This is a genomic window from Achromobacter sp. 1014246743 (assembly GCF_059760725.1).
The window spans coordinates 23,749-40,584 of sequence record NZ_JCBANA010000065.1 but is presented as its reverse complement, the minus strand read 5'-3'; the positions used below and the strand labels follow the sequence as shown (position 1 = coordinate 40,584).

The window sequence follows — 16,836 nt, the reverse complement described above, 5'->3', positions numbered from 1 at the left end:
CGGGCCGCGAGATCATGTCTTGCAACGACAGGCCGGCATCGTCGGACAGCGCCACGATGCGCAGTTGCGCCACGCCCGACAGCGCCTCGCGGCCGGTCCAGCCTTCGACGTGCAGCGACGCCAGCGCACCCTCGCCTTGCAGGCGATAGAGGCGGGCGTCGGAATTGAACAGGCCACTCATCGCAGCGGCCCGACACGCAATAGCACCAATGTCAGCATCAGGAAACTCCCATGTCGCATTGCACCTGCGCGCCGACAACGAGTGTCGATACGCCTCGGGGTCAACATCCCCGATGGACAGGAAGAAATACCACGACGATCTGGCGTCAATGACAACCAACGTCGCTCAAGTTGCAACAAAAATTGAAAAAACGGCACGAGAATGAAAAAATCGAAGGCTTCCTATCCGTCGTGCCGCCCCCCCCGCGGTGCTTGCCCCAACGCCATGCGCCTGCTTGCCGGCACCGCTTCCTGGACCGACCCCACGCTATTGGCCTGCGGCCGCTTCTATCCGCCCCAGGCCAACAGCGCCGACGCCCGGCTGCGTTTTTACGCCTCGCGTTTTTCGCTGGCCGAGGTGGACTCCAGCTACTACGCCCTGCCCAGCGCGGAAAACGCCTACCTGTGGGCGCAACGCACGCCGGACGACTTCGTCTTCAACATCAAGGCGTACCGACTGTTCACCGGCCACCAGACGCCGCTGGCGGCGCTGCCGGCCGATATCCGCCAGGAACTGGGCGACTGGCCCGAACCGGTGATCTATCACCGCGGCATGCCCGATGACCTGCGCGATGAACTGTGGCGCCGCTATACGCTGGCGCTGGAGCCCCTGCGCATGGCCGACAAGCTGGGCGCGGTGCATTTTCAGTTTCCGCCCTGGGTCCAGCGGGATGCGCGCGGGATGGCGCGGGTTGCCGATTGCGCGCGGCGGCTGGAAGACCATCTGGTGTCAGTGGAATTTCGCCATCGCAGCTGGTTCGCGACGCCCGAGGCCACGGCGGCCACGCTGGCGATGGAACGCGAATTGGGGGTGGTGCATACCGTGGTCGATGCGCCGCAGGGCTTTGACAACAGCGTGCCCGCGGTATGGGCATGCACGCATCCCGACCTGACGCTGCTGCGCCTGCACGGGCGCAACACGGCCACCTGGAACGCGTCGGGCAGCGCGTCGTCGGGGCGTTTCCAGTACGAATATTCGGAAGAGGAACTGGCCGAACTGGTGCGCCGCTTTCAGCAAGTAGCGCAGCAAAGCGCGCAGGCGCACGCGGTGTTCAACACCAATTACGAAGACCAGGGCATGCGCAATGCCGCGGCATTCAAGGCGGCATTGAGCGCCCCCGGCACGCAAGACGGCCCGCCGTGAAGGGGATGGCGCGGCCCCGCATGCGGCGCCACGGCGGCAAGCGCTAGCCGCCCGCCTCGGCCAACGCCAGCGGCGCGGGCGACGTGCGTGCCACTTCCGCCAGGCTTTCCAGCAGCACTTCGAATTTGCGGGCGATGTCGTGCTCGGGCACGCAGGCATAGCCCAGCAGCAGCCCGGGGCGGCGCCCTTCGGCGCCCACGTAGTAGCGCGACAGCGCGCGCGTCAGCACGCCCTTGCGGCGCGCCACGTCCACCACGCGCAGGTCGTCCATGTGTGTCGGCAAGGTCAGCACCAGGTGCAGGCCCGCCAGGCTGGCGTCGCGATGCAGCCAGTCGGGCCCCAGGCGCCGTTCGATCAGGTTGACCAGCATGGCGCGGCGGCGCGCATACAGCATGCGCATGCGGCGGATGTGGGCGGCGTAGTGGCCTTCGGCGATGAAGGTGGCCAGCGCCGCGTGCGTCATCAGGTGGCCTTCGCGGTACAGCTCGGCGTGGGCCGCCTGGAACGCGGCGGTCAGGGGCTTGGGCAGCACCAGGTAGCCCACGCGCAGCCCCGGATACAGCGTCTTGCTGAAGGTGCCCATGTAGATCACGGGCGCATCGGGCTCCAGCCCCAGCAGCGACGCGATGGGCCGGCCGGAAAAGCGGAATTCGCTGTCGTAGTCGTCTTCGATGATCCAGCTGCCGTGCTGGTGCGCCACGGCCAGCAGCTGGCGGCGGCGCGCCAGCGACATGACCGGCCCCAGCGGATACTGGTGCGACGGCGTGACGAAGATGAAGCGCGGCGGCGCGCCGCCGGGCAAGACGCCGCCTTCCGGCAGGCGCATGCCTTCTTCGTCGACCGGCAGGTGCACCGTGTGCAGGCCGTTGGCCTGCAGCACCGTGCGCGCGCCCCAGTAGCCCGGGTCTTCGACCCAGGCGGTTTCGCCGGCTTCGCCCAGGATGCGCGTGGCCAGGTCGATGGCCTGGTGCGAGCCTTCGGTGATCAGGATCTGGTCGGGGTCGCAGTCGATGGAACGCGTCAGCGCCAGGTGCTCGGCCAGGGCTTCGCGCAGCGCCGGCAGGCCGCCGCCGTAGGCATAGGTGAGCAGATCGGGCGAGGGGTTGCGCCACAGCGCGGAAAAGATGCGACCGAATTTCTTGTGGGGAAATTCGGTCAGGTCGGGCACCCCGGGCATGAACGCCCCCCACTGGTAGGGCGAGGCCGAGACGCCGTCGACAATGGCGGCGCCGCGCGCGGACAGCGCCGGACGCGGCTGCGGGGTGGGTGCGCGGCGCGACTGGCGGCCGCTGGCCAGGTAGGAATCGGGCAGCGAGGCGTTGACGAAGGTGCCGTTGCCCTGGCGGCTGCGGGTGTAGCCTTCGGCAAGCAGCTGGCTGTAGACGTGCACCACGGTGTTGCGGGCGATGCCGAGTTCGGCGGCCAGGTCGCGCGAGGCGGGCAGGCGCGAATCCGCCGCGATGGAACCATCGAGGATGGCTTCTCGAATGCCATGGTAGAGCCGCTTGTTCATCGGCCCGCCGCCGGCATCGGCCAGGCGCAGCAGCAGCAAATCCCCAACGATGGACCGCAATTGGTTCTACCTGATTTATAAAAGTGGTTCCCAACAATGGGGCCATAGTAGCATTAAATAAGGTTTTTCCCGCCCACTTGCCATCCGAGGCTGAGATGAAGAATCAGGACCTGAATACCCGCCGTTCCCTGGCCACGCCGCGCGGCGTCGGCGTCATGTGTGATTTCTATGCCGTGCGCGCCGAGAACGCCACGCTGTGGGACGCCAACGGCAAGGAATACATCGATTTCGCGGGCGGCATCGCGGTGCTGAACACCGGCCACCTGCACCCCAAGGTCAAGGCCGCCGTCAGCGCCCAGCTCGACAATTTCACGCACACCGCCTACCAGATCGTGCCCTACGAGGGCTACATCTCGCTGGCCGAACGCATCAACCGCCTGGCCCCCATCGACGGCCTGAAGAAGTCCGCCTTCTTCACCACCGGCGTCGAAGCCGTCGAGAACGCCGTCAAGATCGCGCGCTCGGCCACGGGCCGTTCGGGCGTCATCGCCTTCTCGGGCTCGTTCCACGGCCGCACCATGCTGGGCATGGCGCTGACCGGCAAGGTCGCCCCCTACAAGCTGTCGTTCGGCCCGATGCCAGGCGACATCTACCACGTGCCCTTCCCCAACGCTACGCAAGCCATCACGGTGGCCGATTCGCTCAAGGCGCTGGACCTGCTGTTCAAGGTCGACATCGACCCCAAGCGCGTGGCGGCCATCATCATCGAACCGGTGCAGGGCGAAGGCGGCTTCAACATCACCCCGCCCGAACTCATGACCGCGCTGCGCAAGGTCTGCGACGAGCACGGCATCCTGCTGATCGCCGATGAAGTGCAGACCGGCTTTGGCCGCACCGGCAAGCTGTTCGCCATGGAGCACCACTCGGTGCAGGCCGACCTCATCACCATGGCCAAGAGCCTGGGCGGCGGCTTCCCGATCTCGGGCGTGGTCGGCCGCGCCGACGTCATGGACGGCCCGGCCGCGGGCGGCCTGGGCGGCACCTACGCCGGCAACCCGTTGGCGGTGGCCGCGGCCCACGCCGTGCTGGACGTGATCGCCGAAGAAAAGCTGTGCGAACGCTCGGTCACCCTGGGCGACAAGCTGCGCGCCCATCTGGAAGGCCTGCGCGGCAAGGTGCCCGGCATCGCCGACGTGCGCGGCCTGGGCTCGATGGTGGCGCTGGAACTGAACGACGCCAACGGCAAGCCCGACGCCGAAGCCGTCAAGCGCGTGCAGGCCCGCGCCCTGGAACAAGGCCTGATCTTGCTAAGCTGCGGGGTGTACGGCAACGTTCTGCGCTTCCTGTACCCCTTGACCATTCCCGACGCCCAGTTCGATCGCGCGCTGGCCATCCTGACCGAGTCGCTGGCCGCTTAAGAATCGGCCTTGGCCCCCCATAACGGCCCGCCCCCCTGTCGGGGTACCGCCCGATCGAGATGCCGCGGAGCCGGCTCTGCCGGTCCGCAGGCATGCCCCCTTGAGGGGGAAGCGCGCAGCGCTTCGGGGGTGGACCTATTCCATTGGAGACTTTTGCAATGACGTCTTTGACCCATCCCCTTTCGCGTCCCGAACTGCTGCGTGACGCCTGCTACATCGACGGCAAGTGGGTTGCCGCGGGCAATGGCCCGTCGATCCCCGTCGACAACCCGTCCACCGGCAAGACCATCGTGTCCGTGCCCAAGCTGGGCCGCAAGGAAACCGAACAGGCCATCGCCAGCGCGCAAGCCGCCCTGCCCGCCTGGAGCGCCAAGACCGGCAAGGAACGCGCCGCGATCCTGCTGAAGTGGTCCCAGCTGATGATGCAGAACCAGCAGGATCTCGCCGCCATCATGACCTCGGAACAGGGCAAGCCCGTGACCGAGGCCGCCGGTGAAATCGCCTACGCCGCATCGTTCCTGGAGTGGTTCGCCGAAGAAGCCAAGCGCATCGACGGCGACGTGCTGCAAAGCCCCAAGGCCGGCCAGCGCCTGCTGGCGCTCAAGCAGCCCATCGGCGTGACCGCCGCGATCACGCCGTGGAACTTCCCGGCCGCGATGATCACCCGCAAGGTCGGCCCGGCGCTGGCCGCCGGCTGCACCATGGTGGTCAAGCCCGCCCAGCAGACCCCGCTGACCGCGCTGGCGCTGGCCGTGCTGGCCGAAGAAGCCGGCGTGCCGGCCGGTGTGTTCCACGTCATCACGGGCAGCTCGCGCGACATTGGCGCCGCGCTGTGCGAAAGCGACGTGGTGCGCAAGCTGAGCTTCACCGGTTCGACCGAAGTGGGCCGCACGCTGATGGAGCAATGCGCCCCCACCATCAAGAAGCTGTCGCTGGAACTGGGCGGCAACGCGCCGTTCATCGTGTTCGACGACGCCGACCTGGACCGCGCCGTGGACGGCATCCTGGCGTCCAAGTACCGCAACGCCGGCCAGACCTGCGTCTGCGCCAACCGCATCTACGTGCAGGCCGGCGTGTACGAGGAAATCGCCAAGCGCCTGGTGGCCAAGGTCAACGCCATGAAGGTGGGCGACGGCTTTGGCGACGGCGTGACGCAAGGTCCGCTGATCGACGCCAACGCCGTGGAAAAGGTGCAGGAGCACATTGCCGACGCCACCGCGCACGGCGCCAAGGTCATCGCCGGCGGCAAGCCACATGCGCTGGGCGGCACGTTCTTCGAACCCACCGTGGTGCGCGACGTGACGCAGTCGATGCGCTTTGCCACCGAAGAAACCTTCGGCCCGGTCGCGCCGCTGTTCCGCTTCGAATCCGAAGACGAGGTCATCGGCATGGCCAATGACACCATCTTCGGCCTGGCCGCGTACTTCTTCACCCGCGACTACGCCCGCATCTGGCGCGTGTCCGAAGCGCTGGAATACGGCATCGTCGGCATCAATACCGGCCTGATCTCCAACGAAGTCGGCCCGTTCGGCGGCGTCAAGCAATCGGGCCTGGGCCGCGAAGGCTCGAAGTACGGCATCGAAGAGTACCTGGAGATCAAGTACCTCTGCGTCGACCTGGGCGCCTGAGCCCCGGCATCGCCCGGGCGCCGCTCGGCGCCCGTCCTGGCGGGATAAACGGGGCTCGGGTCCCGTTTATCCCCAGGAATTGTGGACAACCTGGCAGATAACTCCTGCACAGGTGCAAAATTCCCTTTAAGTTCATGCGGTTATAAATCGCGATCAATTGCCGCCCAGGCGTGATAGATTTGCGCGTTCCCTGGACGAGCGACTATGAGCAGATCATTTACCCGTGAGGACACCCGCCGGCTGGCGAGCATCCTGGCAGACGCGGCGCAGGCGGAAGTCATGCCGCGCTTTCGCAACCTGCCCGAGGGGTCCGTGCGCGACAAGACCTCGCCGCGCGACCTGGTCACCGACGCCGACGAGGCCGCCGAACGCCTGATCGCCGCGCGCCTGTCCAAGCTGCACCCCGGCGCCGTGCTGATCGGCGAAGAAGCCTCGACCCGCAACCCGGCACTGCTCAACATGCTGGTGGACGCCGACCTGGCGTTCCTGATCGACCCGATCGACGGCACCCGCAACTACGTGGCCGGGCTGCCGCTGTTCGGCATGATGATCGCCGCCTGTCATCGCGGCGACGTGATCGCCGGCGTCATCTACGACCCCGTCAGTCGCGACAGCGCGCTGGCCGTGCGCGGCGAAGGCGCATGGATGGAATACGAGAACGGCAAGCAGGCCTCACTGGCCGTGGCCGCCCCGGCGCCGCCCGAAGACATGGACGGGCTGATTTCCACCGGCGCCCTGCCCGAGCCGCTGCGCACCACGGTCAACGGCAACCTGTCGCGCCTGGGCAGCACGGCCAGCCTGCGCTGCGCCGCCCACGAATACCGCATGCTGGCGGCCGGGCACAGCCATGTCGCCCTGTACAACCAGCTGACCGCCTGGGACCACGCCGCCGGCTGGCTGCTGCACCGCGAAGCGGGCGGCTATGCGGCGCGCTTTGACGGGTCGCCCTACAAGCCCACCCACCGCAGCGGCGGCCTGCTGTATGCCCCGGATGCGGGCAGCTGGCACGCCGCCCGCAAGGCCTTGATGGGCGATGCCATCCCCGACGCCGAGGGCTGAATCCCGGCGATCACGGCGTTAAAAGTCGCTAAAAATCGGGGTTATCCCTAGGATTTATCCACAGTATCTGTGGACAACCCTATGGAAAGCTCTGTAACCGCGCGAAAAAACCCTTACGGGGCGGGTACTTGGTTAAACCGGTCAAAAACCGGCCGGTCTCCGTCCCCGTTATAGGGCTTCCAGCGCCACGGCGCAGGGCAGCGCTACCTTGAGCGTGAGCAGGTTGTCGGCGCGGGTGCGGCCCAGGTTGATGGCGGCTATCGGCAGGCCGTTGCGGGCCGCCGCCGTCACAAACCGGTAACCGGAATAGACCATCAGCGACGAACCGGCCACCAGGACCGCATCGGCAGCCATCAGGCCGGCATTGGCCCGGTCGACCCGATCGCGCGGCACGGTTTCGCCAAAAAACACGACGTCGGGCTTGACGATGCCGCCGCAGCGCGGACAGGGCGGCACGCGGAAGGAGGCGAAATCCACGCCGTCCAGGTCGGCGTCGCCGTCGGGTGCGTCATCGGCCTCGAAGGCGATCCAGTCGGGATTGCGTTCGTGCAGGGTGTCCTGCCAGGCCTGGCGGCCGCCCCGCCAGTCGCAGTTCATGCAGCGCACTTCGTCCAGCCGGCCATGCAGGTCGACCACGTCGCGGCTGCCGGCGGCCTCGTGCAGGCCGTCGACGTTCTGGGTCACCAGGATGGACACCAGGCCGCGATGCTGCAGCCGCGCCAGCGCGCGGTGCGAGGCGTTGGGCTGCACCTGGCCGAAGCGGCGCCAGCCCACCATGCTGCGGGCCCAGTAGCGGGCCCGTGCCAGGTCGTCGCCCATGAACGTCTGCAACGTCATGGGCGGCTTGCGCTTCCATTCGCCGTCGGTGTCGCGATAGTCGGGGATGCCGGAATCGGTGCTGACGCCCGCCCCGGTCAGGACGAACAGCCGCGGGTGGCGGTCGACGAAGCCGCGCAGCGCGGCCAGATCCGAAACTCGTGTGTCCATCGTGGCTCCGAGGGCGTGGGACCGCGGGCGTCAGCCGCCCAGGCCGCAATCCGGCATGTCGCTGACCAGGCTGGCCTGGGTGACGTTGCTGCCCGGCGGCACGCTGCGCGTGAGCCAGACGTTGCCGCCGATGGTCGAGCCCTTGCCGATGGTGACGCGTCCCAGGATGGTGGCGCCCGCGTAGATCACGACATCATCTTCGATCAGCGGGTGGCGCGCCAGGCCTTTCTTGAGCTCGCCGTTTTCGCCCGGCGGGAAGCGCTTGGCGCCCAGCGTGACCATCTGGTAGAGCCGCACGCGGTCGCCGATGATGGCGGTTTCGCCGATCACCACGCCGGTGCCGTGGTCGATGAAGAAGCTGCGACCGATGGTGGCGCCCGGGTGGATGTCGATGCCGGTGTCGGCATGGGCGATCTCGGCCACGATGCGCGCCAGCATGGGCACGCCCAGCCGGTACAGCACGTTGGCCAGGCGGTGGTGGATCATGGCCGCCACGCCGGGATAGCACAGCAGCACTTCGTCGACGCTGTGCGCGGCCGGGTCGCCCTGGTAGGCGGCGGTCACGTCCAGGTCGAGCGCGGCGCGCACCCGCGGCAGCTCGGCGCCGAACTGGCGCACGATCTCGATGGCGCGCTGCTGCGTGTCGGCCTGCAGGGTCGGATCGTTGCGCCCGACGTATTGCAGTTCCAGACCGACCTGGTGCAGCAGGGCATCCAGCGCCGCGCCGATGGTGTGGCCGACGTAGAAGTCTTCGACTTCCTCGCGCAGGTCGATGGGGCCCAGGCGCATCGGGAACAAGGCGCCACAGAGATCCTTGATGATCTGGCGCAGGCTTTCCTGGGACGGGAATTCGCGCAGGCCGGCATCTTCGCGCAGGCGGCCGCGCGGGCCGCGCCAGGCCACGCGGGCCTCGCGCAGGCCGGACACGATGCTGTCCAGGTTCCAGTGGGCGGGCGGCAGGTAGGTCGGGCCGCTCATAGGGACCGCCCCGCCAGGGTGGACAAACCGGCGCGCAGGCCGGCCAAGGAATGGAATGCAAACATGAGGGTGCCTCGCTGACGGTGCATCGCCGGGTGACGGCCGGGCCGCGCGGCGATGCTGCTTCGCAATATTTCCGTCAACTGTAACCGCTTGCGCGCCGTTCGCGGAACTCGTCCGACAGGCTGTTGGGGTTATGCCGCAGGCGGATCGGCCTCGTAGCCTTCGGGATTGCCTTGCTGCCAGCGCCAGCCGTCGGCGCACATGGCGTCCACCCCGTGGCGGCTGCGCCAGCCCAGCAGCGAAGCCGCCAGGGCCGGATCGGCCCACATCCGCTCGATGTCGCCCGGCCGGCGCGCCACCGTGCGCAGCGGAATGCGGCACTGGTTGACCCGTTCGAACGCCCGCACCAGTTCCAGCACGCTGGTGCCCTGCCCCGTGCCCAGGTTGACCGCCACGAAGCCGGGATGACCGGCGGCATAGGCCAGCGCCTGCACGTGCCCCTGGGCCAGGTCCATGACGTGCAGGTAATCGCGCACGCCGGTGCCGTCCGCCGTCGCGTAGTCGTTGCCGAACACGTTCAGGAAGGGACGCCGACCCACCGCCACCTGGGTGATGAAGGGGAACAGATTGTTGGGCACGTCGCGCGGGCTCTCGCCGATCTGGCCGCTGGGATGCGCGCCGATCGGGTTGAAGTAGCGCAAGGTCACCGCGCCGAAATCGGCTTGGGCCGAGCACAGGTCGCGCAGCATCTGCTCGACCATCAGCTTGGTGCGGCCGTAGGGGTTGGCGGGCGCCAGGGGGTGGGCTTCGGTGAAGGGCAGCGACTGGGGTTCGCCATAGACAGTGGCGGACGAGCTGAACACCAGCCGCGCCACGCCCGTCTCGCGCATGGCGCGCAGCAGCGCCAGCGAGCCCGCCACGTTGTTGTCGTAGTACTTGAGCGGGTCGGCCACGGACTCGCCCACGGCCTTGCAACCCGCCAGGTGCAACACCGCCTGCACCGGATCGCCGTCGGCCGCCGCCTGCGCCAGCACCGCCTGCACGCCGCCGGGCTCGCGGATGTCCCCTTCCACCAGGGGAATCCGCGCGCCGCACAGGCGCTCGACCCGCCGCACGGCCTCGGGGCTGCCGTTGCTGAAGTTGTCCAGCACCAGCGGCCGCTGGCCCGCGGCCAGCATCGCCACCAGCGTGTGGGCGCCGATATAGCCCGCGCCGCCGGTGACCAGTACCCGCATGTCTGCCATGGCCCGGCTCCGTCAGAGATGGGCGGCCACGCCAGGCACCCAGGCATGGCGCGGACGCGGCGCCTGCGCATGGCCACGGTAGCGGTCGATCCAGTACGAGGTCGAGGCGTCATGGCCCCAGTCGACCACGCCGGCCGACACAGGCACCGCCAGTTCGCGCTCGATGCCGGTGGCCAGCCGCTTGCCCAGTTCCACGCCCCATTGATCGAAGGGGTTGATGCCCCAGACCACGCTCTGCACGAACACCTTGTGCTCGTACAGTGCCAGCAGCGCGCCCAGGCCGCGCGGATCCAGCTGGCGCAGCACGATCAGCGTGGATGGCCGCCCGCCCGGGTGCACCATGTGGTGGGCGAGGCTCAACGCCTTGTCCGGATCATCGACATGGGCCACATCCAGCAGCGCCTGTTGCAGGGACTTGCCGCGTAACAGCGCCTGGCGCTGCGCCAGGCAGTTGGCCAGCAGCATGCGATGCGCGTCGGGGCTGTCCGCATGCCCTTGCAGGCTGGCGATGAAATCCACCGGCGCCCCTTCTGCGCTCTGGTGCAGCCACTGGAAGAACGTGTGCTGGCCGTCGGTGCCCGGCATGCCCCAGATGATGGGGGCCGTGGGCACGCCGACCTCGCTGCCGTCACCGGCGACCCGCTTGCCCAGCGATTCCATTTCCAGCTGCTGCAGGTAGGTCACCAGGTGCAGCAGGCGGGCGCTGTAGGCGGCAATGTTCAGGGAACTGTGGCCCAGCACGCTGCAGTTGACCAGCCCGGCCAGGGCCAGCTGCACCGGCGCATTCGAGGCCAAGGGCGCCTGCTGGAAGTGCTGGTCCATCGCTTCGGCGCCGGCGCGCATGCCGATCAGCACGTCGGCCCCGACGGTCAGCGCGATGGACAGGCCGGCCACCGACCAGACGGAATAGCGCCCGCCCACCCAGTCGCACATGCGAAAGACCTGGCTGGACGGCACGCCCAGCGCGCGCGCGGCGGGCACGTTGGCGGTCACGGCCGCCAGGTGGGTGGAGACGTCGGCCACGCCGCCCTGCTTGAGCCAGGCAATGGCGGCGCGCGCATTGTGCAGCGTCTCGGCGGTGGTGAACGATTTGGACGACACCACCACCAGGCAGCGGCGCGGGTCCAGCCCGGCCACGGCGTCATGGAAGGCATGCCCGTCGATGTTGGAAACGAAGCGGATCTGGCGGCGCTGGCCGGGCCCGCCGAACGCCTGGATGGCCAGGCGCGGCCCCCAGTCGCTGCCGCCGATGCCGATGTGCAGCACGCTGGAAAAATCAGCGGTCTGGTCGGTACGCCGCACGAAATCGGCCATGCGCGCGTATTCGCACACCGAATCTTCATCCTGCCCGTCCGGCTGCTCGCGGGTACGGCCGGCTCGCAGCGCCGTGTGCCAGGCGGGTTTGCCTTCGGTCCAGTTGACCGGCCCCCCGGCGAACAGCGCCTGGCGCGCCGCGTCCAGCCCGCGGGCGCGCAGCAATGCCACCGCGGCCGCATCCAGCGCCGCCGACTGCCGCTGCATGGTCAGGTCCACGCACAGCCCCGCCGCTTCGATCACCTTGAGCGCCGCGGCATCCAGCGGCGCATCGCTTGCCGACTGCGCGAACGCCAGCCATTCGGGGCTGCCGGCCAGCCCGGCCGTCTCGCTGTTGACCAGGGCCTCTATCGCAAAATTCGCCTTTCCCATCGCGTGATGCTCCTTAGAACGGTAAACGGATATGAGGTGCAATGCGCCGGAACGCGTTGCGGAAGTCCTCCTCGATGCGGGCCAGGGCGGCCACGGTGTCTCCTTCAAAACGCAGCACCACCGTCGACGTGGTGTTGGACGGCCGCGCCAGGCCGAAGCCATCGGCGTAGTCGACCCGCACGCCATCCAGGTCGTTGATGGACAGCGCGCCGGGAAACTCCCCGTTCTCGCGCAGGGCGTCCACCAGTTCGACGTGTTCGCCTTCGGCGGTTTCCAGCTTGATTTCCGGGGTGGCGCAGGACTGCGGCAGGCTTTCGAGCAAGGCCGAGGGGTCCGGCGCCGCGGACAGGATCTCCAGCAGGCGGGCCGCGGCATACAGGCCGTCGTCAAAGCCGTACCAGCGTTCCTTGAAGAAGATGTGGCCGCTCATCTCGCCAGCCAGTAGCGCGCCGGTTTCGCGCATCTTCGCCTTGACCAGCGAATGCCCGGTCCGGCACATGGTGGCCTTGCCGCCGGCCTCGACGACGGCGCGCGCCACGTGGCGGCTGCATTTGACGTCGTAGAGAATCTCGGCGCCCGGGTTGCGCGCCAGTACGTCGCGGGCAAACAGGATCAGTTGCCGGTCTGGCCAGATGATCTGGCCGGACTTGCTGACCACGCCGAGCCGGTCGCCGTCGCCATCGAAGGCCAGGCCGACCTCGCAGTCCGAATAGCGCAGGCAATAGATCAGGTCCTGCAGGTTCTGCGGATCCGCCGGGTCGGGATGGTGGCCCGGAAACGAGCCGTCGACCTCGCAGAACAGCTCGGTGACCTCGCAGCCCAGTGCGCGAAACAGCGCCGGCGCCACCGCCCCCGCCACGCCGCTGCCGCAGTCGATGGCGACCTTCATGGGCCGCGACAGGCGGATGTCGCCCAAGAGCCGTGCCGCGTAGCACGGCTGCATCTGCATCTGGGTGCGACCGCCCGCCACGCTGGCGGACTCGATCGGCAGGCGCATGGCATCGCGCAGCGCGGTGATGCCCTCGCCATACAGCGAGGCGCCGTCCAGCACGATCTTGAAGCCGTTGTGGGCCGGCGGATTGTGGCTGCCGGTCACGGCAATGCCGGCGCCGGTATCCATCAGGCGCGCCGCGAAATACACCATCGGCGTGGTGGCCATGCCGATGTCGATGACGTGCACGCCCGCCGAGCGCAGCCCGGCCTGCAGCGCCGCCGCCAGTTCCACGCTGCTCAGGCGGCCGTCACGCCCTACCACCACGGCGCGCGCGCCCAGTTCCACCGCCCGCACGCCCACCGCCATGCCCAGGCTATGGGCGAAGCGCGCGTCGATCTCGTCCGGCACCGTGCCGCGTATGTCGTAGGCCTTGAAGACCGCATCCAGGATCTGCGGGGATTCCCAGCCAAAAGTTCCATGCATGCCAGTTCTCCGCCGGGGTTACTTGGGGCCGTTCTGCTTGAAATCGCCGTAGTACGCGGCCCGCGAGTAGCGGTAGCCGCCGTACTTGGACCGGAAGCCGAAGCGCTCCGGCATCAGCTTCAAGCCGTTGAACAGCACCCCGTCCACCGGCGCGCCCGCCTGGATCAGGCGCTTGGCCGTCTCGCGGATCTCACCCACGGTATTCATGCCGGAACGCACCACCACCATCACCGCCGCCGCATGCGTGCCGACCACGGCCGCATCCGGCGAGGACAGCACCGGCGCGGTATCGAGGATCACCATGTCGTACTGGCTGGACAGTTCACGCAGCGTCTGGCCGAAGATCGGCGAGGCCAGCAATTCCGACGGATCGAAGGTGACCGCGCCCGTGGCGATGAAGTCCACGCCTTCGGACACGCTGTGCTTGCGCACGCGTTCCAGCGGGATGGTGCCCGACAGCACTTCGAACAGGCCATCTTCCTTGGGCACGCCGAAATAGCGGTTCAGCTGGCCTTTGCGGAAGTCGGCGTCGATCAGCAGCACGCGCTTGCCCACCCCGCCCTGGATGAAGGCGAAGTTGGCGGACAGGAACGACTTGCCCACCCCTGCCACCGGCCCGGTGAACATGACCATGTTGTTGGCGGACTGGCGCAGCGACGCCTGCAGCACGTTGCGGAAGGACCGCAGGCTTTCGATGGGTGGCGCATTGCCCTGGCTTTGCGCCAGCAGCGCCGGCACGGTCGCGTTCTTGCGCCGGCTGCGGCGCCACAGCTTGTCCTGCAGGTCGCTGTGGGGAATGGCGGCCAGCACCGGCAGGCCGGTGTAGCGTTCGACGTCGTCCGGTTCGGACAGTCCGCCGAACAGCGCGTTGCGCACGAAGGCGCACAGCACGCCGAAGATCAGCCCGATGGCGGTGGCCACGCCGATGATGATGGCGGCCTTGGGGCGCACCGGCTTATCCGGCTGCACCGCGGCGTCCAGGATGCGCACGTTGCCGACCTTGCCCGCGCGGATCAGGCGCAGTTGCTGCGCGTTGTTGAGCAGGCCCGTGTACAGCTCGGTATTGACGCGCACGTCGCGCACCAGCCGCACCACGTCCTGCTCCAGGTCGGGCAACTGCTTGATGTTGTCACCGATCCGGTTGACGTCGCCCGTCAGCGACGCGATCTGGCGGTCGATGGCGACGATGCTGGGGTGGGTCGGCGCGAACCGGGTGATCAGTTCCTGGCGCTTGGAGCGCAGTTCCATCACCTTGGTCTGGGCGTCGACCGATTGGGCCAGGATCAGCTTGGCCTCTTCGCTCAGGTCGATGGTGCCGCGCTTGTTGCGCAGCGAGTTGTACTTGGTTTCAGCCGCGTCCAGTTCCTGCTTGAGCTGCGGCAATTGCTTGTCCAGGAACGCCAGCGACTTCTCGGCCTGGGCCGACTTGCGGTTGACGTTCTGCTGCACGTATTCCTGGCCGATCTGGTTCAGCACGGCCGTGGTCAGCACCGGGTCGTTGCCTTCCATCGTGACGCCGATGACGCCCGACGTGCGGCCGCGTTCGAAGATGCCCAGGCGCGACTGCACGTCCTCGATGGCCGCCAGGCGCGAGGTGCGCGACACGGTGAATTCCGTGCCCGGCCGCCCGCTGAGCGCATCGATGTGCACGTCCATCGCGCCGCCGCCCGGCAAGAGGAAATGCTCGGGCTTGCCGACCGTGCCCTTGAACGTGGACCCGGTGACCTTGTCGAACAGCGTGAAGGCGCCTTCGCCCTGGGTGGTGATGCGAAAGGGCTTGCCCAGCCATTCGTTGGGCACGTCCAGCTGTGAAATCGAAATCGACTCGCCGCCCCAGGCATAGCCGCCGCGCGGCAGCCCGGACGGATACGGCAGGCTTTCATGCCGCTGCGCCAGCCATTCACCCACCACCGGGAAGTAGCGCGGCTTGGCATGGATGTACAGCCTGAACTTGTCGACGGCCGGCCCGACCACCATGCGCGAGCGCAGCACTTCCATTTCGCCGGAGGTCTCGGCCTTGGTGTCGAAAATGGCCGAGACGTCGCCCAGCAGGCTGCGGTTCTGGCCTTGGGGGAGTTCCTCCTCCACCTGGACGATGATGTCCGCCTGGTAGACCGACGGCGTCACCATGACGTAGAGGACCGCGCCCAACAGCGCAATCAACGTCAGGGCGATGATCAGCCATCGGTTGGAGAAAATGGCGTCCACATGCGAGGACAGCGGGGTTTCCTGCTGGCGAGCCGGGACGGAGGGCTCGAACGATTCGATAGGCAACGACATGCAGCTCTCCAAGAATAGGCGCCGCCGCGGTCGCGACGCCCCCAAAGGCGTGGGTCGGGGCCCGCACGCGCCGGACGGCGCCGGGCGGGCCCCGGGTCGATTACTTGATGGAATGCACGGTCTGCACCGTTTGCGCACTCGGGAACAGGTTGCTGATGAAGCGGTTCCACCGCACCAGCGCTGCCGTATCCACGAACACGACGTCTTTGGGTTGCAACTCGAACTTCTCCGCCACCGCATAAGCCTGCGGCGATGCGGCGTTCAGATGGAACACCAGCGGCGTCGCCTGCTCGGTACTGCGCACCACAAACACCTGTGACGAGTCCGCAGTCATCTGGTTGGGCCCGCCGGCCACACCCAGCGCTTCGTTCAGCGTCAGTCTTCCATCCCTCATCACAATCGAGGCGGGCGTAGTCACTTCGCCCGTCACGAACACCTTGCTCTCGTCGCGCGGCGTCACCCGGACGATGTCGCCCGACTTCAGCATGACCTGGTTCAGGTCCTGCCCACGCTCGATCAGGGCGGGCAGGTTGACGCGTGTGGCCTTGCCTTCGCGGATGACATAGACGCTGCTGCGGTCACCGGTGGGCAGGATGCCGCCCGCGCGGTTGATCGCTTCCAGCAAGGTCATGGGAATGTCGTTGATCGCGACGGTGCCAGGCGTCTTGACTTCGCCCTCGACGTAGACCCGCTTGCTGCGGTAGCCCAGCACCCGCACCGTGATCTGCGGGTCCTGGATGTATTTACCCGAACTGTTCACTATGAGATTGCGCGCCTGAAGTTCCGTCAAGCCCGCCACTTTCAGCAGTCCTGTATAGGGAAATTGGATATATCCAGAGGATGAGACCGTATAGCCCGGAATGCCCGAGGCGGTATCCCCGAAGGCTAGTTCGGTCACCCCAGTCCCGATGGCGTAGGTTTGCGTCGGAAGCACGAGTTCGGGGTGATCCCACACCACGATCGAAAGGATGTCGCCAGGGCCGATGCGGTACGGCTCGGTCTTGTCGACCAGCTTCGACACCCCATCGTTGTTCAGCAGCGCCTGGCGCGCACGGTTGTCTTCCAGCACGAGGCTGGGCGTGATTTCCCGAATATCGGCGACCGAGTTCGGGTCGAGCGGATCGACGCGATGCTTGGCGTTGAAGGTCATGCCGGGAGAGAGGGCGCAAGCGCCTAGCGAGGACACGAGCGCGATGGCAGCGATGGCTCGGCTCAACGTTCCGAAAAATGTCGTCATGGCAAATCCACTGTGAATGACTT

At 67.6% G+C, this 16,836-nt stretch carries 13 protein-coding genes; 4 read left to right on the top strand and 9 right to left on the bottom strand.

The window, feature by feature from the left end:
• The coding region (locus tag AC6LJ2_RS23525; protein WP_498152290.1) for a hypothetical protein at positions 1–181 on the bottom strand (181 nt) is incomplete at its 3' end.
• 264 nt (positions 182–445) lie between these two features.
• Between AC6LJ2_RS23525 and AC6LJ2_RS23520 the strand changes: the two genes are divergently transcribed.
• The gene (locus AC6LJ2_RS23520; protein ID WP_445657071.1) at positions 446–1,363 is read left to right on the top strand and encodes a DUF72 domain-containing protein; all 918 of its coding nucleotides are present in this window, start codon (positions 446–448) and stop codon (positions 1,361–1,363) included.
• 43 nt (positions 1,364–1,406) lie between these two features.
• Here the strand turns inward: AC6LJ2_RS23520 and pdxR are convergent, their stop codons facing one another.
• On the bottom strand, positions 1,407–2,936 hold the full coding sequence (pdxR, locus tag AC6LJ2_RS23515; protein WP_445657072.1) for a MocR-like pyridoxine biosynthesis transcription factor PdxR: 1,530 nt from the start codon (positions 2,934–2,936) through the stop codon (positions 1,407–1,409).
• 95 nt (positions 2,937–3,031) lie between these two features.
• Here pdxR and gabT point away from each other — a divergent pair, with 95 nt between their 5' ends.
• The 3 genes from gabT (at position 3,032) to AC6LJ2_RS23500 (ending at position 6,981) form a co-directional block, all read left to right on the top strand.
• The gene (gabT, locus tag AC6LJ2_RS23510) at positions 3,032–4,294 is read left to right on the top strand and encodes a 4-aminobutyrate--2-oxoglutarate transaminase (protein ID WP_498152289.1); all 1,263 of its coding nucleotides are present in this window, start codon (positions 3,032–3,034) and stop codon (positions 4,292–4,294) included.
• Positions 4,295–4,452: 158 nt separating this feature from the next.
• Positions 4,453–5,922 (top strand): NAD-dependent succinate-semialdehyde dehydrogenase, encoded by a 1,470-nt coding sequence (locus AC6LJ2_RS23505; RefSeq protein ID WP_263915351.1) that lies wholly within the window; start codon positions 4,453–4,455, stop codon positions 5,920–5,922.
• 204 nt (positions 5,923–6,126) lie between these two features.
• On the top strand, positions 6,127–6,981 hold the full coding sequence (locus AC6LJ2_RS23500) for an inositol monophosphatase family protein (RefSeq protein ID WP_263915352.1): 855 nt from the start codon (positions 6,127–6,129) through the stop codon (positions 6,979–6,981).
• Between the two features lie 168 nt (positions 6,982–7,149).
• Here the strand turns inward: AC6LJ2_RS23500 and AC6LJ2_RS23495 are convergent, their stop codons facing one another.
• The 7 genes from AC6LJ2_RS23495 to AC6LJ2_RS23465 form a co-directional block, all read right to left on the bottom strand.
• Positions 7,150–7,968, bottom strand: a complete 819-nt coding sequence (locus AC6LJ2_RS23495; RefSeq protein WP_263915353.1) for an NAD-dependent protein deacetylase — start codon at positions 7,966–7,968, stop codon at positions 7,150–7,152.
• 30 nt (positions 7,969–7,998) lie between these two features.
• Positions 7,999–8,946, bottom strand: a complete 948-nt coding sequence (gene epsC / locus AC6LJ2_RS23490) for a serine O-acetyltransferase EpsC (RefSeq protein ID WP_263915354.1) — start codon at positions 8,944–8,946, stop codon at positions 7,999–8,001.
• Between the two features lie 194 nt (positions 8,947–9,140).
• Positions 9,141–10,193: a UDP-glucose 4-epimerase GalE gene (galE, locus tag AC6LJ2_RS23485; RefSeq protein WP_498152288.1), complete on the bottom strand. Its 1,053-nt coding sequence runs from the start codon at positions 10,191–10,193 to the stop codon at positions 9,141–9,143.
• Positions 10,194–10,205: 12 nt separating this feature from the next.
• Entirely contained in the window at positions 10,206–11,879 is a 1,674-nt protein-coding gene (gene pgi / locus AC6LJ2_RS23480; protein ID WP_263915356.1) for a glucose-6-phosphate isomerase, read from the bottom strand.
• Positions 11,880–11,892: 13 nt separating this feature from the next.
• Positions 11,893–13,296, bottom strand: a complete 1,404-nt coding sequence (locus tag AC6LJ2_RS23475; protein ID WP_498152287.1) for a phosphomannomutase/phosphoglucomutase — start codon at positions 13,294–13,296, stop codon at positions 11,893–11,895.
• 18 nt (positions 13,297–13,314) lie between these two features.
• Complete coding sequence (locus tag AC6LJ2_RS23470) at positions 13,315–15,576, bottom strand: GNVR domain-containing protein (RefSeq protein WP_263915358.1); 2,262 nt, start codon at positions 15,574–15,576, stop codon at positions 13,315–13,317.
• Between the two features lie 100 nt (positions 15,577–15,676).
• Complete coding sequence (locus AC6LJ2_RS23465; RefSeq protein WP_445657074.1) at positions 15,677–16,813, bottom strand: polysaccharide biosynthesis/export family protein; 1,137 nt, start codon at positions 16,811–16,813, stop codon at positions 15,677–15,679.
• Positions 16,814–16,836: the final 23 nt, after the last annotated feature.